Annotated in this window: 23 protein-coding genes; 14 read left to right on the top strand and 9 right to left on the bottom strand. The window is 63.8% G+C overall.

Annotated features, from left to right (window positions below):
* The first annotated feature begins 25 nt into the window (after window positions 1–25).
* Genes spoT through J5M58_RS01875 form a run of 3 tightly spaced genes read left to right on the top strand, consistent with a single transcriptional unit; the run spans window position 26 to window position 3,328 of the window.
* On the top strand, window positions 26–2,134 hold the full coding sequence (gene spoT / locus J5M58_RS01885) for a bifunctional GTP diphosphokinase/guanosine-3',5'-bis pyrophosphate 3'-pyrophosphohydrolase (protein WP_207877011.1): 2,109 nt from the start codon (window positions 26–28) through the stop codon (window positions 2,132–2,134).
* A gap of 23 nt (window positions 2,135–2,157) precedes the next feature.
* Window positions 2,158–2,538, top strand: a complete 381-nt coding sequence (locus tag J5M58_RS01880) for a RidA family protein (RefSeq protein WP_085621514.1) — start codon at window positions 2,158–2,160, stop codon at window positions 2,536–2,538.
* Between the two features lie 58 nt (window positions 2,539–2,596).
* On the top strand, window positions 2,597–3,328 hold the full coding sequence (locus tag J5M58_RS01875; protein ID WP_207877009.1) for a hypothetical protein: 732 nt from the start codon (window positions 2,597–2,599) through the stop codon (window positions 3,326–3,328).
* A gap of 129 nt (window positions 3,329–3,457) precedes the next feature.
* Here the strand turns inward: J5M58_RS01875 and J5M58_RS01870 are convergent, their stop codons facing one another.
* The gene (locus tag J5M58_RS01870) at window positions 3,458–4,315 is read right to left on the bottom strand and encodes an SDR family oxidoreductase (protein WP_207877007.1); all 858 of its coding nucleotides are present in this window, start codon (window positions 4,313–4,315) and stop codon (window positions 3,458–3,460) included.
* A 190-nt stretch (window positions 4,316–4,505) separates the two neighbouring features.
* On the opposite strand from J5M58_RS01870, the gene exbB reads away from it, so the two are divergent.
* From exbB to J5M58_RS01840, 6 genes are all read left to right on the top strand, one after another.
* Complete coding sequence (exbB, locus tag J5M58_RS01865; protein ID WP_207877005.1) at window positions 4,506–5,480, top strand: tonB-system energizer ExbB; 975 nt, start codon at window positions 4,506–4,508, stop codon at window positions 5,478–5,480.
* 3 nt (window positions 5,481–5,483) lie between these two features.
* Window positions 5,484–5,912: a TonB system transport protein ExbD gene (gene exbD / locus J5M58_RS01860; RefSeq protein WP_112249425.1), complete on the top strand. Its 429-nt coding sequence runs from the start codon at window positions 5,484–5,486 to the stop codon at window positions 5,910–5,912.
* On the top strand, window positions 5,909–6,640 hold the full coding sequence (locus tag J5M58_RS01855) for an energy transducer TonB (protein WP_112249426.1): 732 nt from the start codon (window positions 5,909–5,911) through the stop codon (window positions 6,638–6,640). Before exbD ends, J5M58_RS01855 begins: the two co-directional genes overlap by 4 nt.
* Window positions 6,641–6,734: 94 nt before the next feature.
* The gene (locus tag J5M58_RS01850; protein WP_013974805.1) at window positions 6,735–7,661 is read left to right on the top strand and encodes a hydrogen peroxide-inducible genes activator; all 927 of its coding nucleotides are present in this window, start codon (window positions 6,735–6,737) and stop codon (window positions 7,659–7,661) included.
* A 3-nt stretch (window positions 7,662–7,664) separates the two neighbouring features.
* Entirely contained in the window at window positions 7,665–9,743 is a 2,079-nt protein-coding gene (gene recG, locus J5M58_RS01845) for an ATP-dependent DNA helicase RecG (RefSeq protein ID WP_112249427.1), read from the top strand.
* 78 nt (window positions 9,744–9,821) lie between these two features.
* Window positions 9,822–11,225, top strand: a complete 1,404-nt coding sequence (locus J5M58_RS01840) for an aminoacyl-tRNA deacylase and HDOD domain-containing protein (RefSeq protein WP_112249428.1) — start codon at window positions 9,822–9,824, stop codon at window positions 11,223–11,225.
* Window positions 11,226–11,350: 125 nt separating this feature from the next.
* On the opposite strand, the gene J5M58_RS01835 is transcribed toward J5M58_RS01840, so the two are convergent.
* The 4 genes from J5M58_RS01835 to J5M58_RS01820 all read right to left on the bottom strand — a co-directional run bounded on the left by J5M58_RS01835 (window position 11,351) and on the right by J5M58_RS01820 (window position 13,693).
* Window positions 11,351–11,725 carry a helicase gene (locus J5M58_RS01835; protein ID WP_112249429.1) on the bottom strand — a complete coding sequence of 125 codons (375 nt, stop codon included), beginning with the start codon at window positions 11,723–11,725 and terminating at the stop codon, window positions 11,351–11,353.
* Window positions 11,726–11,874: 149 nt separating this feature from the next.
* A complete protein-coding gene (locus J5M58_RS01830; protein ID WP_112249430.1) occupies window positions 11,875–12,174 on the bottom strand; it encodes an HU family DNA-binding protein in 300 nt (99 codons plus the stop codon).
* A gap of 186 nt (window positions 12,175–12,360) precedes the next feature.
* Window positions 12,361–13,509 (bottom strand): NAD(P)/FAD-dependent oxidoreductase, encoded by a 1,149-nt coding sequence (locus J5M58_RS01825; protein ID WP_207877003.1) that lies wholly within the window; start codon window positions 13,507–13,509, stop codon window positions 12,361–12,363.
* Window positions 13,510–13,525: 16 nt separating this feature from the next.
* Window positions 13,526–13,693 (bottom strand): rubredoxin, encoded by a 168-nt coding sequence (locus tag J5M58_RS01820; protein WP_003253349.1) that lies wholly within the window; start codon window positions 13,691–13,693, stop codon window positions 13,526–13,528.
* 246 nt (window positions 13,694–13,939) lie between these two features.
* Between J5M58_RS01820 and J5M58_RS01815 the strand changes: the two genes are divergently transcribed.
* Together J5M58_RS01815 and ubiA are read left to right on the top strand one after the other, a co-directional pair.
* The gene (locus J5M58_RS01815; RefSeq protein WP_112249432.1) at window positions 13,940–14,497 is read left to right on the top strand and encodes a chorismate lyase; all 558 of its coding nucleotides are present in this window, start codon (window positions 13,940–13,942) and stop codon (window positions 14,495–14,497) included.
* On the top strand, window positions 14,497–15,387 hold the full coding sequence (gene ubiA / locus J5M58_RS01810) for a 4-hydroxybenzoate octaprenyltransferase (RefSeq protein ID WP_207877000.1): 891 nt from the start codon (window positions 14,497–14,499) through the stop codon (window positions 15,385–15,387). Before J5M58_RS01815 ends, ubiA begins: the two co-directional genes overlap by 1 nt.
* 100 nt (window positions 15,388–15,487) lie before the next feature.
* On the opposite strand, the gene J5M58_RS01805 is transcribed toward ubiA, so the two are convergent.
* Window positions 15,488–15,859, bottom strand: a complete 372-nt coding sequence (locus J5M58_RS01805; protein WP_112249433.1) for a hypothetical protein — start codon at window positions 15,857–15,859, stop codon at window positions 15,488–15,490.
* Window positions 15,860–16,031: 172 nt separating this feature from the next.
* Here J5M58_RS01805 and phoB point away from each other — a divergent pair, with 172 nt between their 5' ends.
* The 3 genes from phoB to J5M58_RS01790 all read left to right on the top strand — a co-directional run bounded on the left by phoB (window position 16,032) and on the right by J5M58_RS01790 (window position 19,647).
* The gene (phoB, locus tag J5M58_RS01800) at window positions 16,032–16,721 is read left to right on the top strand and encodes a phosphate regulon transcriptional regulator PhoB (protein WP_003253341.1); all 690 of its coding nucleotides are present in this window, start codon (window positions 16,032–16,034) and stop codon (window positions 16,719–16,721) included.
* 48 nt (window positions 16,722–16,769) lie between these two features.
* The gene (phoR, locus tag J5M58_RS01795; RefSeq protein WP_207876999.1) at window positions 16,770–18,077 is read left to right on the top strand and encodes a phosphate regulon sensor histidine kinase PhoR; all 1,308 of its coding nucleotides are present in this window, start codon (window positions 16,770–16,772) and stop codon (window positions 18,075–18,077) included.
* Between the two features lie 229 nt (window positions 18,078–18,306).
* Complete coding sequence (locus J5M58_RS01790; RefSeq protein ID WP_112249435.1) at window positions 18,307–19,647, top strand: hemolysin family protein; 1,341 nt, start codon at window positions 18,307–18,309, stop codon at window positions 19,645–19,647.
* Window positions 19,648–19,764: 117 nt separating this feature from the next.
* Here the strand turns inward: J5M58_RS01790 and J5M58_RS01785 are convergent, their stop codons facing one another.
* From J5M58_RS01785 to phoU, 3 genes are all read right to left on the bottom strand, one after another.
* Entirely contained in the window at window positions 19,765–20,661 is an 897-nt protein-coding gene (locus J5M58_RS01785) for a M23 family metallopeptidase (protein ID WP_133969754.1), read from the bottom strand.
* Between the two features lie 239 nt (window positions 20,662–20,900).
* A complete protein-coding gene (locus J5M58_RS01780) occupies window positions 20,901–21,797 on the bottom strand; it encodes a response regulator (RefSeq protein ID WP_112249437.1) in 897 nt (298 codons plus the stop codon).
* Window positions 21,798–21,961: 164 nt separating this feature from the next.
* Window positions 21,962–22,732 (bottom strand): phosphate signaling complex protein PhoU, encoded by a 771-nt coding sequence (gene phoU / locus J5M58_RS01775; protein ID WP_112249438.1) that lies wholly within the window; start codon window positions 22,730–22,732, stop codon window positions 21,962–21,964.
* Window positions 22,733–22,827: the final 95 nt, after the last annotated feature.

Below are 22,827 nucleotides of genomic sequence, written 5' to 3'. Positions count from 1 at the left end.
CCCTTCCTCGGCAGGAGGTAAACCCATGCCGGGTATAGAAGCCTTGGCCGAACGGCTGTCGACCTATCTTGGCCCCGAACAGGTCAACCTGGTCCGGCGCGCCTATTTCTACGCCGAACAGGCCCACGATGGGCAGCGCCGCCGCAGTGGCGAACCCTACGTGACCCACCCGCTGGCCGTGGCCAGCATCCTCGCCGACATGCACATGGACCATCAGAGCCTGATGGCAGCCATGCTGCACGATGTGATCGAAGATACCGGCATCGCCAAGGAAGCCCTCAGCCAGCAGTTTGGCGAGACCGTGGCCGAACTGGTCGACGGGGTCAGCAAGCTGACCCAGATGAACTTCGAGACCAAGGCCGAGGCGCAGGCCGAAAACTTCCAGAAGATGGCCATGGCCATGGCCCGCGATATCCGCGTGATCCTGGTCAAGCTGGCTGACCGCCTGCACAACATGCGCACCCTGGAAGTGCTGTCCGGCGAAAAACGCCGGCGCATCGCCAAGGAAACCCTCGAGATCTACGCCCCCATCGCCAATCGCCTGGGCATGCATACCGTGCGCGTGGAGTTCGAGGACCTCGGCTTCAAGGCCATGCATCCGATGCGTTCGTCGCTGATTCACCGTGCGGTGAAAAGCGCTCGCGGCAACCGCAAGGAAATCGTCGCCAAGATCGAGCATTCGCTGGCCAACTGCCTGGCTGCCGACGGCATCGAGGGCGAGGTCAGCGGCCGGCAGAAACACCTCTATGGCATCTACAAGAAGATGCGCGGCAAGCGCCGCGCCTTCAACGAGATCATGGACGTGTACGCCTTCCGCATCGTCGTCGACAAGGTCGACACCTGCTACCGCGTACTCGGTGCGGTGCACAATCTGTACAAGCCGCTGCCCGGTCGTTTCAAGGATTACATCGCGATCCCAAAGGCCAACGGCTACCAGTCGTTGCACACCACGCTGTTCGGCATGCACGGCGTGCCCATCGAAATCCAGATCCGCACCTGCGAGATGGAGGAGATGGCCAACAACGGCATCGCCGCGCACTGGCTGTACAAGTCCAACGACGACGAGCAGCCCAAGGGCAGCCACGCCCGCGCCCGCCAATGGGTCAAGGGCATCCTCGAGCTGCAGCAACGTGCCGGCAACTCGCTGGAATTCATCGAGAGCGTGAAGATCGACCTGTTCCCGGACGAGGTCTACGTGTTCACGCCAAAAGGCCGCATCATGGAGCTGCCCAAAGGCTCCACGGCCGTCGACTTCGCCTATGCGGTGCACACCGACGTCGGCAACAGCTGCATCGCCTGCCGCATCAACCGCCGCCTGGCGCCGCTGTCCGAACCGCTGCAAAGCGGCTCGACGGTGGAAATCGTCAGCGCCCCGGGCGCACGGCCGAACCCGGCCTGGCTCAACTTCGTGGTTACCGGCAAGGCGCGTACGCACATCCGCCACGCGCTCAAGCAGCAGCGTCGCTCCGAGTCCATCAGCCTGGGCGAACGCCTGCTGAACAAGGTGCTCACCGGCTTCGACAGCAGCCTGGAGATGATCCCCCAGGAACGTATCCAGGCGATTCTCGCCGAGTACCGCCTGGAACTGATCGAAGACCTGCTCGAAGACATCGGCCTGGGCAACCGCATGGCCTACGTGGTCGCACGCCGCCTGCTGTCGGCCGAAGGCGAGCAGTTGCCAGCACCGGAAGGCCCGCTGGCGATCCGCGGTACCGAAGGCCTGGTGCTGAGCTACGCCAAGTGCTGCACGCCGATCCCGGGCGACCCGATCGTGGGCCACCTGTCAGCCGGCAAGGGCATGGTCGTGCACCTGGAAAACTGCCGCAACATCAGTGAAATCCGCCACAACCCCGAGAAGTGCGTACAGCTCTCCTGGGCCAAGGACATCACCGGTGAATTCAATGTCGAGCTGCGTGTCGAACTGGAGCACCAGCGCGGCCTGATTGCCTTGCTGGCCAGCAGTGTCAACGCTGCCGACGGCAACATCGAGAAAATCAGCATGGACGAACGCGACGGCCGTATCAGCGTGGTCCAACTGGTGGTCAGCGTGCACGACCGCGTGCACCTGGCGCGTGTGATCAAGAAGCTGCGTACCCTGACCGGTGTGGTCCGCATCACCCGCATGCGTACGTAGTCCGCCAACCGCAAGGAGTCATCATGAGCAAGACCGTCATCAACAGCGACAAGGCCCCTGCCGCCATCGGCACCTACTCGCAGGCGATCAAGGCCGGCAACACCGTATACATGTCGGGCCAGATCCCGCTGGACCCGAAGACCATGGAACTGGTCGATGGCTTCGAAGCCCAGACCGTACAAGTGTTCGAGAACCTCAAGGCCGTGGCTGAAGCCGCTGGCGGTTCGTTCAAGGACATCGTCAAGCTGAACATCTTCCTCACCGACCTGAGCCACTTCGCCAAGGTCAACGAGGTGATGGGCCGCTACTTCGAGCAGCCTTACCCGGCCCGCGCCGCCATCGGTGTTGCCGCGCTGCCGAAAGGCGCCCAGGTCGAAATGGACGCCATCCTGGTCATCGAATGATGCCCCGGTGACGGGCGCCCTGCCCGTCACCTTCCCTTCTCTGCAAGGTTACCCCGTCATGCGTCAAGCACTGCCCCTAGCGCTGGCAGCCCTGCTTCTGGGCGGCTGCGCCAGCCACAAACCCGAAGATTTCAACGGCACCTGGATCAACCAGGACGCCATCAATGCGGCCGTCAAGGGCGGCAGCCTGCGCCAGGCGCTCAATGAGCACGGGCCGGTGTTCGAGTGGAAGCTCGACGTTGCCAGCCAACAGGCCAGCTACAGCAATGGCTTCGAAGCGGCCGACGGCCAGCTGAGCGCCACCGACAAGCAATGGCAGGCCAGCTTCCAGGGCGGCCAGACTGAACAGCTGTCGCTCGATGGCGACGAACTGCAGGCTGTCGATCAAAACGGCGGCAAGCAGACCTTCGTGCGCGCCAAAGCGCCGACGGCGGCCAATGCGCCACTGGGCAGCAGCTTCGAGAAAGCCCTGTACCAGGCCTATCTGGGCGGCAACTGGAAGATCATCGAAGGCCAGGGCAAAGGTGCCAGCGTGCGCTTCGGCGACACCGGCAACGTCACCGGCCTGCCGGGGCCAGACCGTTTCGCCCTGTGCCTGGCGGGTGATTGCGCGACCATGGGTGGCAGCAACGACAGCCTGTGGCTGGAGCGCAACCAGCGTGGCGCGCCGTTCATCCTCAAGCGCGATGGCGACAAGCTGGAGATTTTCCAGGCAGTGAACCGGGCGCAGCCGGATGAAATGCCAGTGCTGGCAGCCGGCAAGCGCCAGTGGGTGCTGGAGCTGGATTGAGACTTGCTGGATCGCGGCCGAATACACCGGCCTCTTCGCGGGTAAACCCGCTCCCACAGGTACACCGCCAGGCTTGAAACCAGTGGTATATCTGTGGGAGCGGGTTTACCCGCGAAGAGGCCAGTAGCCTCAGCACAGGCCTTTCAGGATGGCCGCATAACCTTCCTTGTAGCTCGGATACGCCGGCGCCCAGCCCAACGCCCGCGCCCGGGCGTTGCTGCAGCGCTTGCTGCCGGTGCGCCGCACGCGCTGCTCATCCGACCATTCGGTTACCCCCATGTACGCCCGCAGCCAGGCCACCACATCGGCCAGCGGCGCCGGGTCGTCGTCGACGCCGATGTAGCAATCGTCCAGCACCTTGCCGTCGGCATCCGCCTGCAACAGGAACGCCAACAGGCCGGCAGCATCCTCGGCATGGATGCGGTTGCCATACAGCGGTGGCTCCTCGGCCACGCGGTAGCCTTGGCGCACCTGGCTGAGCAGCCACTCGCGGCCCGGGCCATAGATGCCGGTCAGGCGCACCACGCTGGCCGGGATGCCGCTGGCCAGTGCCAGCCGTTCAGCCTCCAGCATCAACCGCCCGGAATAACCTTCAGGCTCGGTGGCGGCGCCTTCTTCGATCCACTCGCCGTCCTTCTGTGCATACACGCTGCTGCTGGACACGAACAGCAGGCGCCGTGGGCGTTGGCCACGCTCGGTCAGCCAGGCCAGCACATGGCGCAAACCGTCGACATAGGCTGCCTGGTAACCCGCCTCGTCGTGCTGGCTGGCCGCCACGCAATACACCAGGTAGTCCGGCGCGCGCTGCGGCCAGGCGTCGGGAATCGATGGCTCGGACAAGTCCGCAGCCACCGGCACGACCCCCGCCGGCAACTGCCCGACCGACCGACGCAGGCCGCTCACCTGCCAACCGCGCGCAAGCATCTGCCGGGCAAGGCGCCCGCCTACATCACCACATCCCACCACCATCACGGAAAGGCCTGACATCTCTAAACTCCCTAGACCAATTGATCAGCCCGACCACGCTACACGATGGATGGCTAGACCATAGGCGAAAAAAGCAACAAGATTACTTTTGTTAACAAGAATTACTTGCAATAATGGCCGCCAAATTGTTCTCGGCCTACCTCGAGGCCTTGGAGAACGTTAACTTTATTCTTCATCAGGTCCGGCCAGCATGACACGTACTCAACCTTCCGCTTCGCCAACCCCGTCGCGCGCCTGGCGCGCCATCGCCGCGCTGACACTCAGCCTGGTGCTGGCCCCGGCGGCCATGGCCGATGAGCCAACTGCCAATGCTGCCACGCCTGCAGCCGCTACTGCACCAGCTGCTCCGGCAACTGCTCCAGTCGCAGCACCGGCTGACGGCGCAGTTGCCGCCACCCCGGCTGATGCCCCGGTCGCGGTAGACCCGAGCGTCGAAGCCCTGGTTGAAGACACCTCGCTGGGCATGGCCCACGACCTGTCCCCATGGGGCATGTACAAGAACGCCGACGTGGTGGTGAAGGCGGTAATGATCGGCCTGGCCATCGCCTCCATCATCACCTGGACCATCTGGATTGCCAAAGGCTTCGAGCTGATGGGCGCCAAGCGTCGCCTGCGTGGTGAAATCGCCCTGCTGAAGAAGTCCGCCAGCCTCAAGGAAGCCAGCGAGGTTTCCAACAAGGAAGGCACTCTGGCCCACACCCTGGTCCACGATGCCCTCGAAGAGATGCGCCTGTCGGCCAACGCCCGCGAAAAAGAAGGCATCAAGGAGCGCGTCAGCTTCCGCCTGGAGCGCCTGGTACACGCCAGCGGCCGCACCATGAGCAGCGGCACTGGCGTACTCGCCACCATCGGCTCTACTGCGCCATTCGTCGGCCTGTTCGGTACCGTATGGGGCATCATGAACAGCTTCATCGGCATCGCCAAGACCCAGACCACCAACCTGGCCGTGGTTGCCCCGGGTATCGCCGAAGCCCTGCTGGCCACCGCCCTGGGCCTGGTCGCAGCAATTCCGGCCGTGGTCATCTACAACGTCTTCGCCCGCTCCATCGCCGGCTACAAGGCCCAGGTGTCCGACGCCTCCGCCCAGGTGCTGCTGCTGGTCAGCCGTGACCTGGACCACCAGGGCAGCGATCGCGTTGCCCCGCACATGGTGAAAGTGGGGTAAGCCATGGGCCTGCATCTCAACGAAGGTGGCGACGACCTCGCCGAGAACCACGAAATCAACGTTACGCCGTTCATCGACGTAATGCTGGTGCTGCTGATCATCTTCATGGTCGCAGCCCCCTTGGCCACAGTCGACATCAAGGTCGACCTGCCGGCCTCGACCGCCAAGCCGGCACCGAGGCCCGAGAAACCGGTGTTCGTAAGCGTCAAGGCCGACCAGAAGTTGTACGTCGGTGACGATCAGGTCCCTGCCCCCGACCAGCTTGGCCCGATGCTCGATGCCAAGACCAAGGGCGACAAGGAAACCACCATCTTCTTCCAGGCTGACAAAGGCGTGGATTACGGTGACCTGATGGACGTGATGAACAACATGCGCGCGGCCGGCTACCTCAAAGTCGGTCTTGTAGGTCTCGAGACGGCAGCCAAGAAATGACAAGAACGCGCTCTAACATGGCGCGCTACGGTGGCAGCCTGGCGATCGTGCTGGGCGTGCACGTGGTCGCCGTGCTGCTGACGCTCAACTGGTCGGTGCCCCAGGCCATCGAACTGCCCCCGGCAGCCATGATGGTCGAACTGGCGCCGTTGCCAGAGCCTGCGCCACCACCGCCCCCTAAAGCGGCGCCGCAGCCACCGGCACCGGTCGAGGAACCGCCGCTGCCGAAGCTGGCCGAGGCACCCAAACCCAAGATCGCCATTGCCAAGCCGCCCAAGCCGAAGGCCAAGCCGCAGCCGCCAAAGCCCGAGAAAAAGCCTGAGCCGCCGAAGGAAGCACCGCCGACCGAACAAACGGTAGACGCACCGCCCAGCAACACGCCACCGCAGAAGTCCGCGGCACCGGCGCCGAGCATTGCGTCCAACAGCAACGCCCTGCCGACCTGGCAGAGCGACCTGCTGCGTCACCTGGCCAAGTACAAGCGTTACCCGGAAGACGCGCGTCGGCGCGGCCTGCAGGGCATCAACCGCCTGCGCTTCGTGGTCGACGCCGAAGGCAAGGTGGTGTCGTACTCCATGGCCGGTGGCTCGGGCAGTGCCGCCCTGGACCGGGCGACCCTGGAAATGATCCGTCGGGCCGGCACGGTACCCAAGCCGCCACCCGAGTTGCTGAACAATGGCACGATCGAAGTCGTGGCACCGTTCGTCTACTCGCTGGACCGCCGCTGAGACTTTTGCTTCTGTCACAAATCGGCAAGTCTGATAACGTGCGTCTATCGATTGCAGCCGCTATGCTGGGCTCGCAACTTCATGGACGCACGTTATGACCCTCACAGAATTACGCTACATCGTCACACTCGCCCAGGAACAGCACTTCGGCCATGCCGCCGAGCGCTGCCACGTGAGCCAGCCGACCCTGTCGGTCGGTGTGAAGAAGCTCGAGGATGAGCTTGGCGTGTTGATCTTCGAGCGCAGCAAGAGCGCGGTCCGTCTGACCCCGGTCGGCGAAAGCATCGTCGCCCAGGCACAGAAGGTACTGGAGCAGGCCCAGGGCATTCGCGAGCTGGCCCAGGCCGGCAAGAATCAACTCACCGCCCCGCTCAAGGTCGGTGCCATCTACACCGTCGGCCCGTACCTGTTCCCGCACCTGATCCCGCAACTGCACCGCGTGGCGCCGCAGATGCCGCTGTACATCGAAGAGAACTTCACCCACGTACTGCGCGAAAAACTGCGCAACGGCGAACTGGACGCGGTGATCATCGCCCTGCCGTTCAACGAAGCCGACGTGCTGACGCTGCCGCTGTACGATGAACCGTTCTGCGCCCTGATGCCGGCCGACCACCCGTGGACGGCGAAAAAGACCATCGACACCGCCATGCTCAACGACAAGAGCCTGTTGCTGCTCGGTGAAGGCCACTGCTTCCGCGACCAGGTACTGGAAGCCTGCCCAACGCTGAACAAGGGCGGTGAAGGATCCAAGCACACCACGGTGGAGTCCAGCTCGCTGGAAACCATCCGCCACATGGTCGCCTCGGGCCTTGGCGTGTCGATCCTGCCGCTGTCGGCGGTGCACAGCCACCATTACGCCCCCGGCGTCATCGAGGTTCGCCCATTGACTGCACCGGCTCCATTCCGCACCGTGGCCATTGCTTGGCGCGCCAGCTTCCCGCGGCCGAAGGCCATCGAGATCCTCGCCGATTCGATCCGCCTGTGCTCGGTCGCCAAAGCCCCAGCGGAACAACCGGCCTGAGTCATGAGTGAGCTGTCGAAGGTCCCGGTCACGGTACTCAAGGGGGTTGGCGAGGCCATGGCGGAGAAACTCGCCAAGGTCGGCCTGGAAAACCTGCAGGACGTGCTGTTCCACCTGCCCCTGCGCTATCAGGACCGCACCCGCGTGGTGCCGATCGGCCAACTGCGCCCTGGCCAGGACGCGGTGATCGAGGGGGTGGTCAGCGGCGCCGACGTGACCATGGGCAAGCGCCGCAGCCTGGTGGTGCGCCTGGGTGACGGCACCGGTGTACTGAGCCTGCGCTTCTACCACTTCAGCAACGCGCAGAAGGAAGGCCTCAAGCGTGGCACCCACCTGCGCTGCTACGGCGAGGCCCGCCCCGGCGCTTCGGGCCTGGAAATCTACCACCCGGAATACCGCGCGCTGAACGGCGACGAACCGCCGCCACCGGTCGAGCAGACCCTGACACCGATCTACCCGTCCACCGAAGGCCTCACCCAGCAACGCCTGCGCCTGCTGTGCCAGCAGAGCCTGGGCCTGCTCGGCCCGCGCAGCCTGCCGGACTGGCTGCCCGACGAACTGGCCCGGGACTACCAGCTGGCGCCGCTGGACGATGCCATCCGCTACCTGCACAACCCGCCGGCCGACGCCGACCTCGACGAGCTTGCCGAAGGCCAGCACTGGGCCCAGCACCGCCTGGCCTTCGAAGAACTGCTGACCCACCAGCTGTCGCAGCAACGCCTGCGCGAAAGCCTGCGCAGCCTGCGCGCGCCGGTGCTGCCCAAGGCCCAGCGCCTGCAGGCGCAGTACCTGGCCAACCTGGGCTTCCAACCGACCGGCGCGCAGCAGCGGGTGGCCAACGAAATTGCCTACGACCTCAGCCAGCACGAGCCGATGATGCGCCTGGTGCAAGGCGATGTGGGTGCCGGCAAGACCGTGGTCGCCGCCCTGGCCGCGCTGCAGGCCCTGGAAGCCGGCTACCAGGTGGCCTTGATGGCACCTACCGAGATCCTCGCCGAACAGCACTACATCACCTTCAAGCGCTGGCTCGAACCGCTGGGCATCGAAGTGGCCTGGCTGGCCGGCAAGCTCAAGGGCAAGGCCCGGGCAGCCGCCCTGGAGCAGATCGCCAACGGTGCGCCAATGGTGGTCGGCACCCACGCGCTGTTCCAGGAAGAAGTGAAGTTCAAGCATCTGGCCCTGGCGATCATCGATGAACAGCACCGTTTTGGCGTGCAGCAACGCCTGGCCCTGCGCAAAAAGGGCGTGGCCGGCGAATTGTGCCCGCACCAGCTGATCATGACCGCCACGCCAATTCCGCGAACCCTGGCCATGAGCGCCTATGCCGACCTGGACACCTCGGTGCTCGACGAGCTGCCGCCCGGGCGCACACCGGTGAACACCGTGCTGGTGGCCGACAGCCGCCGCTTCGAAGTGGTCGAGCGGGTGCGCGCGGCCTGCGCCGAAGGGCGCCAGGCCTATTGGGTGTGCACCCTGATCGAAGAATCCGAAGAGCTGACCTGCCAGGCCGCCGAAAGCACCTACGAGGAGCTGGGCAGCGCCTTGGGCGAGTTGCGGGTGGGGCTGATCCACGGGCGCATGAAACCGGCGGAAAAGGCTGAGATCATGGCCGAATTCAAAGCGGGCAACCTGCAGTTGCTGGTCGCCACCACGGTCATCGAGGTGGGTGTGGACGTGCCCAACGCCAGCCTGATGATCATCGAGAACCCCGAGCGCCTGGGCCTTGCCCAGTTGCACCAGCTGCGTGGCCGGGTTGGCCGGGGCAGCGCCGTCAGCCATTGTGTGCTGCTGTACCACCCGCCACTGTCGCAGATCGGCCGCGAGCGGCTAGGGATCATGCGGGAAACCAACGATGGCTTCATCATCGCCGAAAAAGACCTGGAACTGCGTGGCCCGGGCGAGATGCTAGGCACCCGCCAGACCGGCCTGTTGCAGTTCAAGGTCGCCGACCTGATGCGCGACGCCGACCTGCTGCCGGCCGTGCGCGACGCCGCCCAGGCCCTGGTCGCACGCTGGCCGGAGCATGTCAGCCCACTGCTTGACCGCTGGCTGCGTCATGGCCAGCAATATGGCCAAGTGTGACGCTGGTCCCATAATGGATCCAGTTTTGCCCCCAGGCTGGTTATACTTCGCGTTTAAAAGAATCAGTGGATACGGACCATGACTGAAGTTGCCCTGGACACCGCAACCCCACACGCTCCCTCGGTCATCCGGCTGCTGCTCGACAAACTCGGCGTGGCCTACCGCGAGGTGGTCGAACATCCGCACCTGCCGGCAGCGGCGCGGGTACAGACCGTGCTGCTCGACGACGAGGTCGGCGCCATGATGGTGCTGTTCCCGCAGAGCCAGCTGCTGGACCTCGATCGTCTGGCGGAACTGACTGGGCGCAAGCTCACCGCGGTATCGGTACCGCGCCTGAAGCAGATGCTGGACAAGCACCAGCTCAAGGCATTGCCAGGTATCCCGGCGCTGACCAGCTCGCCGTGCCAGTACGAAAAAAGCCTGCTCGACGCCGAAACCGTGTTTATCCAGTCTGGCGAAGCCGGCCTGCTGCTGGAAATCGAACGCGCGCACTTCAAGCGCATGCTGGCCAAGGCAAGCGCCAGCAGCTTCGGTCAGGAAGTCGAGGCGATCAGCCCCAACCTCGATCGCCCCGATGATGACACCCGGGAAATCACCAATGCCGTCCAGGCCTTCACTGCCCGGCGCATCCACAAGCGCCTGGAAGAAACCATCGAAATTCCGCCGCTGGCCGACACCGCGCAAAAGATCATCAAGCTGCGGGTAGACCCCAACGCCAGCATCGACGATATCACCGGCGTGGTCGAGACCGACCCGGCGCTGGCTGCGCAGGTGGTGAGCTGGGCGGCATCACCCTACTACGCCTCACCGGGCAAGATCCGCTCGGTGGAAGATGCCATCGTGCGCGTGCTGGGCTTCGACCTGGTGATCAACCTGGCTCTTGGCCTGGCGCTGGGCAAGACCCTTAGCCTGCCGAAAGACCACCCGCAGCAGGCCACGCCGTACTGGCAGCAGTCGATCTACACCGCCGCGATCATCGAAGGCCTGACCCGCGCCATGCCACGGGCCGAGCGCCCCGAGGCCGGCCTGACCTACCTGGCCGGGCTGCTGCACAACTTTGGGTACCTGCTGTTGGCGCACGTGTTCCCGCCGCACTTCTCGCTGATCTGTCGCCACCTGGAGGTCAACCCGCACGTTTGCCACACCTACGTGGAACAACACCTGCTGGGCATCAGCCGCGAGCAGATCGGTGCCTGGTTGATGAAGCTGTGGGACATGCCGGAAGAACTGTCCACCGCGCTGCGCTTCCAGCACGACCCAGCCTATGAAGGCGAGTTTTCGGCGTTCCCCAACCTGGTATGCCTGGCCACCCGCCTGCTGCGCTCGCGGGGGATCGGCTCTGGGCCACAGCAGGAGATTCCGGACGAGTTGCTGGAGCGGCTAGGGATTACCCGGGACAAGGCCGAGGATGTGGTGAACAAGGTGCTCGAGGCAGAGAGCCTGTTGCGTGAGCTGGCTTCGCAGTTCCACGCACCGCACTGACATGATTGGCCCCTGTGGGAGCGGGTTTACCCGCGAAGATCGCGACGCGGTGTATGGCACCGGCTTGCCGGTGTTCGCGGGTAAACCCGCTCCCACAGGGTATGGGTCAGCAGGCCTATAGGCGTTCAGCCCTTTTTCTTCGGCTTCAGGTACTTCATCAACCCCTGGAACCACATCACCAGCGCCGGATTGCCCTTGATCTGGATGCTCTTGTCCTGAATCCCCTGCATGAACGCCAACTGCTTGTTACCTGCCTGCATGGTGGCGAAGCCATAGGCTGCGTCCTTGAAGGCAATGGCAAACGCCGGCTGCGGGTGCGCGCCGCCCTTGCTGCTGACGCGTTCGTTGCTGACGATGAAGTGCCGGGCGACCTTGCCGTCCAGGGTCTGCATCTGGAACACCAGGTCCTTGCCCTTGAGCTGCTGCTGGAACGCCGGGTTGTTGCGGCTGGCCCTGGCCATCAACAGCCCCATGGCCCAGAGAAGAAAGCGGAACTTCATCAACGCGCCTCGAATTAAAAGTGACTAAGGCGCGCAGTCTATCCTTTTCCAGAACTATTTATGCAAGTTCGAAACATTTTGCCTGCAGAAAGCACAACGGGCGCCCTGGGGCGCCCGCTTGGCTGACACTGGGGGTTGTCAGGGAGCGATCACTTGCCTTTCTTGGACGGCTTGACGGGGGCGTTGACGCTGTCACGCAGGTTCTTGCCTGGCTTGAAAGCCACGGTATTGCTGGCCTTGATCTTGACCGGTTCACCGGTTTGCGGATTCTTGCCGGTACGCGCACCGCGATGACGTTTTTCGAAGGTGCCGAAACCGACCAGGGTCACGGTGTCCTTGTCCAGGGCACCCGTGATGCTGTCGAGAATCGCGTTCAAAACCTGATTGGCCTTTTCCTTGGTCAGATCGGCCTTTTCGGCGATGACGGCGGCGAGTTCTGGTTTGCGCATAGTGAAGCCTCTTTGACGGAATTCTTGTTGTTATGCCGTGCTGCCCTTGGAGCAGCGCTCAAGGCACCGCAGGCTCTAATCTGCGGCAGACGGAAGTGAGGATGGCACGTGCACCGGGGCCGCGCCAGTATCTGGGCGGCCATTGTGCAATCAACAACAGGATAAATCCGACAGAACGCCAGCTATTTACGCCATCACGGCCGGCAGCTGGCGATTCAGGGCCAGCTTTTCCATCACGGCCGCCCCGGTGAGGGCGTAGCCCAGCAGCTTGCCGTCTGCATCAAGGCAAAGCACCTTGAGGTCACTGCCCTGCCCGTCCACCTGCCAAGTGCCTTCGTGGCCCTGGGGCGGCGGCGAGACCACCAGTGGGCAGGCCGGGGTTTTCACGGTGATCGGCATCGGCCCGTAGGCGACCGTTGTCGGCTTGCCGGCCAAGGTTTGCGCCAAGGCCCGGGCACAGCTCATCAGCGGCATCACATAGAGCAGGTTGATGCCATCGACTTCGGCACAATCGCCAAGGGCAAAGATGTTGGCGTGGGACGTACGCAATTGGCGGTCCACGCAAACGCCGCGGTTGGTCTGCAGGCCAGCGGCGGCGGCCAGGTCGGTGCGCGGGCGCAGGCCGATGGCCGAAACCACCAGGTCGCAGGCGATCACGCTGCCGTCGGACAGGTGCGCCTCCAGGCCCTGGGCCAGCTGCTGCAGACGGGTCAGTACCGGGCCCAGGTGAAAGCGCACGCCCAGGCCTTCCAGCCCGGCCTGCACGGCAGTGGCAGCGGCTGGGTGCAGCAGGGTCGGCATGATTTGCTCGCACGGCGCCACCACATCGACCTGGAAGCCGCCCTGGCTCATGTCGTTGGCGAATTCGCAGCCGATCAGGCCGGCACCGAGGATCAGCACACGCTGTTTGCCGACGGCGGCGGCACGGAAGCGCGCGTAATCTTCCAGGTCGTTGATCGGGAACACCTGTTCGCCGCCGTCGCCTTCGATCGGTACCTGCACGGTCTGCGCACCCCAGGCCAGCACCAGGTCGCGGTATTCCACCGCCTCCTCCCCAATCCAAAGGCGCTTGTGGCCTGGGTCGATGCCGCTGATGCGGGTATGGGTACGGATCTCGGCATTCAGTTGCTCGGCCATGGCGCCCGGCTCGGCCATGCACAGGCCGTCGGCGTCCTTCTGTTTGGCAAAGCCGGTGGACAGCATGGGCTTGGAGTAGGAACGACCGTCATCGGCGGTGATCAGCAGCAGTGGCGTCTGCGCATCGAGCTTGCGAAATTCACGGGCCAGGTTGTAGCCCGCAAGGCCGGTACCGATGATTACCACAGGGGACGTCATGTCGTGCTTTCCTCGATTAGCCGATGGAGATCATTTCAAAGTCGCTCTTGCCCACGCCGCAGTCGGGGCACAGCCAGTCTTCAGGCACATCTTCCCAGCGGGTGCCGGGGGCGATGCCGTCGTCGGGCCAGCCTTCGGCTTCGTCGTAGATCAGGCCACAGACAATACATTGCCACTTTTTCATGGGGGTGGGATTCCTCGGTTCAGGCTGGGGCTGTGTTGCGGCTGATGGCCCTTTCGCGGCTAAAGCCGCTCCCACAAGGACCGCACAGCAGCAGAGGTTGTGCGTTCCCTGTGGGAGCGGCTTTAGCCGCGAAGAAGCCAGCGCGCGATTCGTGGGGGCTTTGTAGCGGCCCTGTCGGCAGTATGCAAGCAGTCGGGGCAATCATGCTAAGCTCGCCGCCTCTCTGGTTGTAACAAGCAGACCGACGTGTCGTACGAATCCCCGCAAGCAGCCGCTGTCGCGTGGCTGCCGTATTCACAGCTGGCGACCGATCTCGACCAGCCCACCCTTGACTGGCTGTTCGACGAGGGCTCGCTGACCCGCCGCCTGACCCGTCTGTCCAACGATCACTTCTCCGTCACCCCGCTGTTCGAGGGCTGGCAACCGCTGCGCGATGACGAATGCCAGGCACTGGGCACCACCGCCGGCGCCGAAGGCTGGGTGCGTGAGGTGTACCTGCGCGGCCATGGCCAACCTTGGGTGTTCGCCCGCAGCGTCGCCAGCCGCAGCGCCCTGGAGCGCGGTGGGCTGGACCTGGAAACCCTGGGCAGCCGTTCGCTGGGCGAGTTGCTGTTCTGTGACCAGGCGTTCATCCGCCACCCCATCGAGGTGTGCAGTTATCCACAGGCCTGGCTACCGAGCGAAGCGGCACACGTGGCGCTGTGGGGCCGCCGTTCGCGCTTCGAACGTGGCGGCCTGGACCTGCTGGTGGCAGAGGTGTTTCTGCCAGCATTGTGGCAAGCGGCCAAGGAGGAAAACCGCTGATGTACCTGCAACTGCTCAAGTCGCTCAACCACCTGCACCCACGGGCCTGGGACTTCGTCCAGCTCAGCCGCATGGATCGGCCGATTGGTATCTACCTGCTGCTGTGGCCGACCTTGTCGGCGGTGTGGATTGCCGGCAACGGTTCACCAACCCTGGCCAACGTGCTGATCTTCGGCCTCGGTGTGGTGCTGATGCGCGCCGCAGGTTGCTGCATCAACGACTTTGCCGACCGCAAGGTGGACGGCCATGTCAAACGCACCGCCGACCGCCCCCTGGCCAGCGGCCGGGTCCGCCCGCGCGAAGCACTGGCGCTGTTCGCCATCCTGGTCGGCGTGAGCTTCCTGCTGGTGCTGTGCACCAACAGCCGCACGGTGTGGCTTTCGTTCGGTGCGGTAGCACTGGCGTTCTGCTATCCGTTCATGAAGCGCTACACCTATTACCCGCAGGTGGTACTGGGGGCGGCGTATTCCTGGGGTATTCCCATGGCCTTCACCGCAGCGGGCGGCGAACTGCCGGCCAGCGCCTGGCTGCTGTACATCGCCAACCTGCTGTGGACCGTGGGCTACGACACCTACTACGCCATGGTCGACCGTGATGACGACCTGAAGATCGGCGTGAAGTCGACCGCTATCCTGTTCGGCGACGCCGACCGCACCATCATCCTGACCTTGCAGCTGCTGTCGCTGGGCTGCCTGTTGCTGGCCGGCAGCCGCTTCGAGCTGGGTGGCTGGTTCCACTTGGGGCTGCTGGGCGCGGCGGCGTGCTTTGCCTGGGAGTACTGGTCGACGCGCAAGCTGGACCGGGAGTCGTGCTTCAAGGCGTTTCTGCACAACCACTGGGCGGGGATGCTGGTGTTCGTCGGGGTGGTGCTGGATTACGCATTGCGCTGAACGCACCGCCCTTGTGGGAGCGGGTTTACCCGCGAATGCAATGCTTGCTGCACTGCAGCATTCGCGGCTGAACTCGCTCCCACAAGGAAAGCGGACACTCTCAAGGCTTGGCGATATGCCAGACATCCTTCACGCCATCACCGGTCTTGTCCCCGGCCTTCTTGTCCTTGATGAATGTATACAGCGGCTTGCCGTCATAGGCCCACTGCTTGCTGCCGTCATCGCGCATCACCACCGTCCACTTGTCCTTGGCCGGTTCGTCATTGGCCTTGACCATCAGTGGTGGCCAGTTGGTGGCGCATTCGCCGTTGCACATCGACTTGCCGCCCGCATCCTTGTCGAAGGTGTACAGGGTCATGCCGGCATGGTCGACCAACATGCCGCCCTTCTCCATCGCATGGTCGGCAGAGGCCACCCCCGGTAGCGCCAGCGCAGTGAAAAGGGCCATCCAGCTCAGCGTTTGTCGTGTCATTGGATTCACCATTGTTTCGGGGGGATTGAGTTGAAATTGCCGCGATTGCGGCTCTTTCAAGCCTAGTTCAGTCATGGAATGTCGCCAGAACAGCCAACACCCTGTCACACAGCTGCAATAATTCCGTTATCTAATGCGGGCCAAGACACCGTATCCAGGAGAGGTTTTGAGCATGGTTGGCAGGAACATTCTGATCGTCGACGACGAAGCACCGATTCGCGAGATGATCGCCGTTGCCCTGGAAATGGCCGGCTATGACTGCCTGGAAGCGGAAAACTCCCAACAGGCCCACGCGATCATCGTCGACCGCAAACCGGACCTGATCCTGCTCGACTGGATGCTGCCGGGCACCTCCGGCATCGAGTTGGCCCGCCGCCTCAAGCGCGACGAACTGACCGGCGACATCCCGATCATCATGCTCACTGCCAAGGGTGAAGAGGACAACAAGATCCAGGGCCTGGAAGTAGGCGCCGATGATTACATCACCAAGCCGTTCTCGCCGCGCGAGCTGGTCGCCCGCCTGAAAGCCGTGCTGCGCCGCACCGGCCCGAGCGACAGCGAGGCACCGATCGAAGTCGGCGGCCTGCTGCTCGACCCGATCAGCCACCGCGTGACCATCGACGGCAAGCCAGCCGAGATGGGCCCTACCGAATACCGCCTGCTGCAGTTCTTCATGACCCACCAGGAGCGCGCCTACACCCGTGGCCAGCTGCTTGACCAGGTGTGGGGTGGTAATGTCTATGTCGAAGAACGCACCGTCGACGTGCACATCCGCCGGCTGCGCAAGGCGCTGGGTGAAGCCTACGAAAATCTGGTACAAACCGTCCGGGGCACCGGCTACCGCTTCTCGACCAAGAGCTGATCGAGCCGAAAAGCGCCAAGCTGCACGTCGTTGTACAAGGACCGTCAATTGAACCAGAACTGGCACGCGACCCTGATTCGCCACCTGCTGCTGCTGATTACCGTCTGCCTGATCGGCGGGCTGGTCAGCGGCTACTATGGCTGGAGCCTGGCCATCGGCCTGGCGCTCTATCTGGGCTGGACCCTCAAGCAACTGCTGCGCCTGCATGACTGGCTACGCAACCACCAGCCCGACGAAGCACCGCCCGATGGCTACGGCCTGTGGGGCGAAGTGTTCGACAGCATCTACCACCTGCAACGCCGCGACCAGCGCGTGCGCGGCCGCCTGCAAGCGGTGATCGACAGGGTGCAGGAGTCTACGGCCGCACTGCGTGACGCGGTGATCATGCTCGACAGCGACGGCAACCTGGAATGGTGGAACCGCGCCGCCGAAACCCTTCTGGGCTTCAAGACCCCACAGGACGGCGGCCAGCAAGTGACCAACCTGGTGCGCCACCCGCGCTTCAAGGAATACTTCGAGGCGGCAAACTACCTCGAACCGCTGGAGATTCCCTCGCCGATCAACGACCGCATGCGCGTGCAGTTGCACATCACCCGCTATGGCAACAACGAGCACCTGATGCTGGTGCGCGATGTTACCCGCATCCACCAGCTGGAGCAGATGCGCAAGGACTTTGTCGCCAACGTCTCCCACGAGCTGCGCACACCGCTGACGGTGATCACCGGCTACCTGGAAACCTTGCTGGACAATGTCGAGGACGTGAATCCGCGCTGGAGCCGAGCCCTGCAGCAGATGAGCCAGCAAGGCTCGCGCATGCAGACACTGCTCAACGACCTGTTGCTGCTGGCCAAGCTGGAGGCCACCGACTACCCGTCGGACAACCAGCCGGTAGCGGTCGATGCCTTGCTCGCCGCGATCAAGAACGACGCCCAGGCCCTGTCCGGGCCGCGCAACCAGCGCATCACCCTGGAAGCCGCGCCCGGCGTGCAGTTGAAGGGAAGCGAGTCGGAGCTGCGCAGCGCCTTTTCCAACCTGGTGTTCAACGCGGTCAAGTACACCCAGGACGAAGGCAGCATCCGTATCCGCTGGTGGGCCGATGCCCAGGGCGCGCACCTGTCGGTGCAGGACTCGGGGGTGGGCATCGATGCCAAGCACCTGCCGCGCCTGACCGAGCGCTTCTACCGGGTCGATTCCAGCCGTGCGTCGAATACCGGCGGCACCGGGCTGGGGCTGGCGATCGTCAAGCATGTGCTGATGCGCCACCGCGGCAAGCTGGAGATCAGCAGCGTGCCGGGGCATGGCAGTACCTTTACCTGTCACTTCGCGCCGGCACAATTGGCCAACGGCAAGGCTTGAGGGCCTCGGGGGCTGCTTTGCAGCCCATCGCGACACAAGGCCGCTCCTACACGGGATCGCAGTCTCCTGTAGGAGCGGCCTTGTGTCGCGATGGGGCGCAAAGCGCCCCCAAAAAATCCATCGCCCTTTGCTTTTACGGCCCCAGCCGCTACATTGGACCCCCTGTGCCAGCAAGAGCTGGCTCTTTTTTTCTCTCTATCTCGAAGACGGACCCCGTAAAAACTCCATCATGGACCCTTCCCCTGGTATCAGCCTCACCTCGTTATTCGCCGATTTCGGCATGATCATCTTTGCCTTGCTCCTGGTGCTGCTCAACGGCTTCTTCGTTGCCGCCGAGTTCGCCATGGTCAAGCTGCGCGCCACCCGCGTCGAGTCCATCGCCGAGCTGCACGGCTGGCGTGGCAGCATCCTGCGCAAGGTACACAACCAGCTCGACGCCTACCTGTCGGCCTGCCAGCTGGGCATCACCCTCGCCTCGCTGGGCCTGGGCTGGGTCGGTGAACCGGCGTTCGCCCACCTGCTCGAGCCGCTGCTGGCATACCTGGGCGTGGACACGCCCGAGCTGATCAAGGCCATCTCGTTCTTCGTCGCCTTCTTCGTCATCTCGTACCTGCACATCGTGGTCGGCGAGCTTGCGCCCAAGTCCTGGGCCATCCGCAAGCCCGAACTGCTGTCGCTGTGGACCGCCGTGCCGCTGTACCTGTTCTACTGGGTGATGTACCCGGCCATCTACCTGCTCAATGCCAGTGCCAACGCCATCCTGCGCATCGCTGGCCAGGGCGAGCCCGGCCCGCACCACGAGCACCACTACAGCCGTGAAGAGCTCAAGCTGATCCTGCACTCCAGCCGTGGCCAGGACCCGAGCGACCAGGGCATGCGCGTGCTGGCCTCGGCCGTGGAAATGGGCGAGCTGGAGGTGGTCGACTGGGCCAACTCGCGCGAGGACATGGTCAGCATCGACGCCCATGCGCCGTTGAAGCAGATCCTCGCCCTGGTGCGCCGTCACAAGTTCAGCCGCTACCCGGTTTACGACGCCGAGCGGGAGGAGTTCACCGGCCTGCTGCATATCAAGGACCTGCTGCTGGAACTGGCCGAACTCGAGCACCTGCCCGAAACCATCGACCTCGACGACCTTGCCCGGCCACTGGAGCGCGTGTCGCGGCACATGCCGCTGGCGCAGTTGCTGGAGCAGTTCCGCAAGGGCGGCGCGCACTTCGTGCTGGTGGAGGAAGCCGATGGCAAGGTAATTGGCTACCTGACCATGGAAGACGTGCTGGAAGTGCTGGTAGGCGACATCCAGGACGAACACCGCAAGACCGAGCGCGGCATCCTCGCCTACCAGCCTGGCAAGCTGCTGGTGCGTGGCGACACGCCGCTGTTCAAGGTCGAACGCCTGCTGGGCGTCGACCTTGACCATATCGAGGCGGAAACCCTGGCGGGGCTGGTCTACGAGACACTCAAGCGCGTACCTGAAGAAGAGGAAGTGCTGGAGGTTGAAGGGCTGCGTATCATCATCAAGAAGATGAAAGGGCCGAAGATCGTGCTGGCCAAGGTGCTCAAGCTGGATTGAGGGCCAGGGGGCTGCTTTGCAGCCCATCGCGACACAAGGCCGCTCCTACAGGGGTTCGCGTGTCCCTGTAGGAGCGGCCTTGTGTCGCGATAGGGCCGCAAAGCGGCCCCAAAAATCTCAAGGGTTACCCGCAGTGAAGTCAGGCAATCCACCGATCGGCCTGTCGAACCGATAAGGTATCGACTCCAGCGCCAACCCCACATTGCGCTGCACCACGAAATGCAGGTGCGGCCCGGTGCTGTTACCGGTATTGCCCGACTTGGCCAGCATCTGCCCCTGGCGCACTCGTTGCCCCTCCGCTACCACCACCGAACCGCGCATCAGGTGCAGGTACACGCCCATGGTGCCGTCCGGGTGCAGGACCCTGACGAAATTGCCTGACGGGTTGGGGCCGCGCCCGCTCTGGCTGTTCTCCGTCTTCACTACCACCCCTTCCCGCGCCGCGATGATGGTGGTGCCTTCGGGCATGGCGATATCCATGGCATAGCGCCCCTTGGGCCCAAAATGACTGACCCGGCCATTGGGGCCCTGGGTCACGCGGAACGGCCCGCCAATCCAGGGGAATGCATAGCGAAAGCCCTGGGGCCGCTTGCCCGGATCGCCCATGGCCTGCAGCAGAGTCGAGCGGTAGTTCAACAGCAGCCCGGGCCGCCCCCTGAGCACGCTGAGCATTTGCGTGGTGCGCGGCGGCAGCACCCGGCGCACCGTGCGCGGGGCATTGCCACCTTGTGCGTTCACCAGGTTGTCCAGGCGCAACTCAACCTCCACTGGCACATGCAGCTGGTTGCGGGCCGAAAAGCTCACGCCGCCGTTGAAGGTTATCGCGTTCAGCAGCACCTGGCCTTCGGGCACTTCCACCATGGGTACGCGCCGCACAAAGGTTTTGGCACCGGGGCCGGGCCGGTCGGAATAGGAGGTCACACGGCCATCATCGGTGATCTCGTAAATGGTCATGCCCAGGCTCGACGCCGAGGCCATGAGCAATGCACAGAACAGCAGCAGGCGGGCGGGCATGATAGTGGCTTTTTGACAGTTATGATCTGTCGAAGACTAGCAGCGGGTTTTGCGGCGGGTATTGCAGTTGGTCGGATGGCCGTGGGCTGCACAGTTTTTTGTAGGCGCGGCCTTGTGTCGCGAAAGGGCTGCGCAGCAGCCCCAGGATTTCAGCGTCGCCGTATCGATTGCTGGGGCTGCTTTGCAGCCCTTTCGCGACACAAGGCCGCTCCTACAAAGAGGGCGGTGTGAGGTTGGAGTCAGGCGCCGGGGGTGAAATGCTTCTGCGCCGTCCCGCGGGCAATCAGCCGCGACAGGTAGTCGAGTTTCTGAGCATCCTGGTCGACGAACTTGAAGGTCAGTTGCAACCAGTCACTGTCGGGCTTGGGTTCCAGTGCCGCGACGGCATGCAGGTAGCCGTTAAGGCGGGCAACCTCGGCGTTCTCGCCCTGCTCCAGGTCCAGCACCGCGCCTTCCAGGACCTGGGGCAGCGCGTCGCCACGGCGCACCACCAGCAAGGCCTCTTTAAGGCTTAGCGCCTTGATCACGCACGGCTGCATGCCGCCTGCCAGGCGCAACTGGCCCTGGCCACGGCCGGTCGGCGCGGGGGCGGCGGGCCGGGGGGCGTTGGTCACTGGCCGGGCGGGAGCCGGTGCAGCTGCCGGCGCCGCAACCTTTACCGCTTCAGGTTTGCCGGCTGTCAGCGCATTGAGCGAGTCATTGGCGAACGCCGAGTTGACCCGTGCCTGGCCACTGGCCATAAGGCTGTCGAGCTTGCCGATCCTGGTCAGGGCCTTTTTCACCTTGGTCAGCAACTGCTCGTTGGTGAACGGTTTGCCGACAAAATCGGAAACGCCCGCCTGGATCGCCTGGATGACGTTTTCCTTGTCGCCACGGCTGGTCACCATGATGAACTGCAGGTTCTTCAACTCTGGCTGCTGGCGGCACCAGGTGAGCAGCTCAAGCCCGGACATTTCCGGCATCTCCCAGTCGCACAGGACCAGGTCGAACGCTTCCTTGCCCAGCATGGCCATGGCCTTGCGACCGTTGACGGCGTCGTCGATGGTCATGCCCGGGAAGGCATTGCGCAGGCATTTGCGGACCAGATCACGGATAAACGGGGCGTCATCCACGACCAGCACATTCACTTTACTCATCGATACTCCTTCTGAATCCCGACTAGCCTACCGCCGAATAATGGCCACTTGCTACAACTTGGTCACGCCGGGACTTCTTCACATCGTTCGCGGGTGCCTGCCGGCTCCTCGACCGCAAACGAAAACGCCCGGCCAAGGCCGGGCGTCGATGCTCGGGAGCAACCTTACTTATCGTCAGGTTCGCCCGGAACATTAGCGTTTTCGCCATCAGAAACAGCAGTGCCCTGCACTTCTGCCGTCATACGCTTGAGGCCCATGTGACGCACGTCGGTGCCGCGCACCAGGTAGATCACCAGCTCGGAGATGTTGCGCGCATGGTCGCCGATACGCTCCAGCGAACGCAGGACCCAGATCACGCTCAGTACCCGCGAGATCGAGCGCGGGTCTTCCATCATGTAGGTCACCAGCTCACGCAGGGCGGTCTTGTATTCACGGTCGATGGTCTTGTCGTACTGGGCCACCGACAGCGCCAGGTCGGCGTCGAAGCGGGCAAAGGCGTCCAGCGCGTCGCGGACCATGTTGCGCACCTGGTCGCCGATATGGCGCACCTCGACATAGCCGCGCGGCGACTCGCCTTCCTCGCACAACTGGATGGCGCGACGGGCGATCTTGGTCGATTCGTCACCAATGCGCTCCAGGTCGATCACCGACTTGGAGATGCTGATGATCAGGCGCAGGTCGGAGGCCGCCGGCTGACGACGGGCGAGGATGCGCAGGCACTCCTCGTCGATGTTGCGCTCCATCTGGTTGATCTGCTCGTCGACTTCGCGCACTTGCTGGGCCAGGCCCGAGTCGGCTTCGATCAGCGCAGTGACTGCGTCGTTGACCTGCTTTTCGACCAGGCCGCCCATGGCCAGCAGGTGGCTGCGCACCTCTTCGAGCTCGGCGTTGAACTGCTGGGAAATGTGATGGGTAAGGCTTTCTTTGTTGATCATCGTTCGCTCCGCGAAGAAGCTGCAAGCTTCAAGTAGTTCGTGTCATTCCCTGGTCCACCTTGGCAAACACATCCTGTGGGAGCGGGTTCACCCGC

Source organism: Pseudomonas sp. 32_A, assembly GCF_017490905.1.
Lineage (GTDB): Bacteria > Pseudomonadota > Gammaproteobacteria > Pseudomonadales > Pseudomonadaceae > Aquipseudomonas > Aquipseudomonas inefficax.
Note: the sequence above shows the minus strand (reverse complement) of the source record. Positions and strands in the feature narration are given on the sequence as shown.

Bases quoted from the DNA above. Each gene is read 5' to 3' on its own strand.
- J5M58_RS01840 (WP_112249428.1), top strand. From the start codon at position 9,822: ATGACTGAAGTTGCCCTGGACACCGCAACCCCACACGCTCCCTCGGTC.
- phoU (WP_112249438.1), bottom strand. From the start codon at position 22,732: ATGATCAACAAAGAAAGCCTTACCCATCACATTTCCCAGCAGTTCAAC.
- J5M58_RS01880 (WP_085621514.1), top strand. From the start codon at position 2,158: ATGAGCAAGACCGTCATCAACAGCGACAAGGCCCCTGCCGCCATCGGC.
- J5M58_RS01825 (WP_207877003.1), bottom strand. From the start codon at position 13,509: ATGACGTCCCCTGTGGTAATCATCGGTACCGGCCTTGCGGGCTACAAC.
- recG (WP_112249427.1), top strand. From the start codon at position 7,665: ATGAGTGAGCTGTCGAAGGTCCCGGTCACGGTACTCAAGGGGGTTGGC.
- J5M58_RS01805 (WP_112249433.1), bottom strand. From the start codon at position 15,859: ATGACACGACAAACGCTGAGCTGGATGGCCCTTTTCACTGCGCTGGCG.
- J5M58_RS01820 (WP_003253349.1), bottom strand. From the start codon at position 13,693: ATGAAAAAGTGGCAATGTATTGTCTGTGGCCTGATCTACGACGAAGCC.
- J5M58_RS01870 (WP_207877007.1), bottom strand. From the start codon at position 4,315: ATGTCAGGCCTTTCCGTGATGGTGGTGGGATGTGGTGATGTAGGCGGG.
- J5M58_RS01850 (WP_013974805.1), top strand. From the start codon at position 6,735: ATGACCCTCACAGAATTACGCTACATCGTCACACTCGCCCAGGAACAG.
- J5M58_RS01780 (WP_112249437.1), bottom strand. From the start codon at position 21,797: ATGAGTAAAGTGAATGTGCTGGTCGTGGATGACGCCCCGTTTATCCGT.
- exbB (WP_207877005.1), top strand. From the start codon at position 4,506: ATGACACGTACTCAACCTTCCGCTTCGCCAACCCCGTCGCGCGCCTGG.
- J5M58_RS01875 (WP_207877009.1), top strand. From the start codon at position 2,597: ATGCGTCAAGCACTGCCCCTAGCGCTGGCAGCCCTGCTTCTGGGCGGC.
- spoT (WP_207877011.1), top strand. From the start codon at position 26: ATGCCGGGTATAGAAGCCTTGGCCGAACGGCTGTCGACCTATCTTGGC.
- phoB (WP_003253341.1), top strand. From the start codon at position 16,032: ATGGTTGGCAGGAACATTCTGATCGTCGACGACGAAGCACCGATTCGC.
- J5M58_RS01790 (WP_112249435.1), top strand. From the start codon at position 18,307: ATGGACCCTTCCCCTGGTATCAGCCTCACCTCGTTATTCGCCGATTTC.
- J5M58_RS01855 (WP_112249426.1), top strand. From the start codon at position 5,909: ATGACAAGAACGCGCTCTAACATGGCGCGCTACGGTGGCAGCCTGGCG.
- J5M58_RS01830 (WP_112249430.1), bottom strand. From the start codon at position 12,174: ATGCGCAAACCAGAACTCGCCGCCGTCATCGCCGAAAAGGCCGATCTG.
- ubiA (WP_207877000.1), top strand. From the start codon at position 14,497: ATGTACCTGCAACTGCTCAAGTCGCTCAACCACCTGCACCCACGGGCC.
- exbD (WP_112249425.1), top strand. From the start codon at position 5,484: ATGGGCCTGCATCTCAACGAAGGTGGCGACGACCTCGCCGAGAACCAC.
- J5M58_RS01785 (WP_133969754.1), bottom strand. From the start codon at position 20,661: ATGCCCGCCCGCCTGCTGCTGTTCTGTGCATTGCTCATGGCCTCGGCG.
- J5M58_RS01835 (WP_112249429.1), bottom strand. From the start codon at position 11,725: ATGAAGTTCCGCTTTCTTCTCTGGGCCATGGGGCTGTTGATGGCCAGG.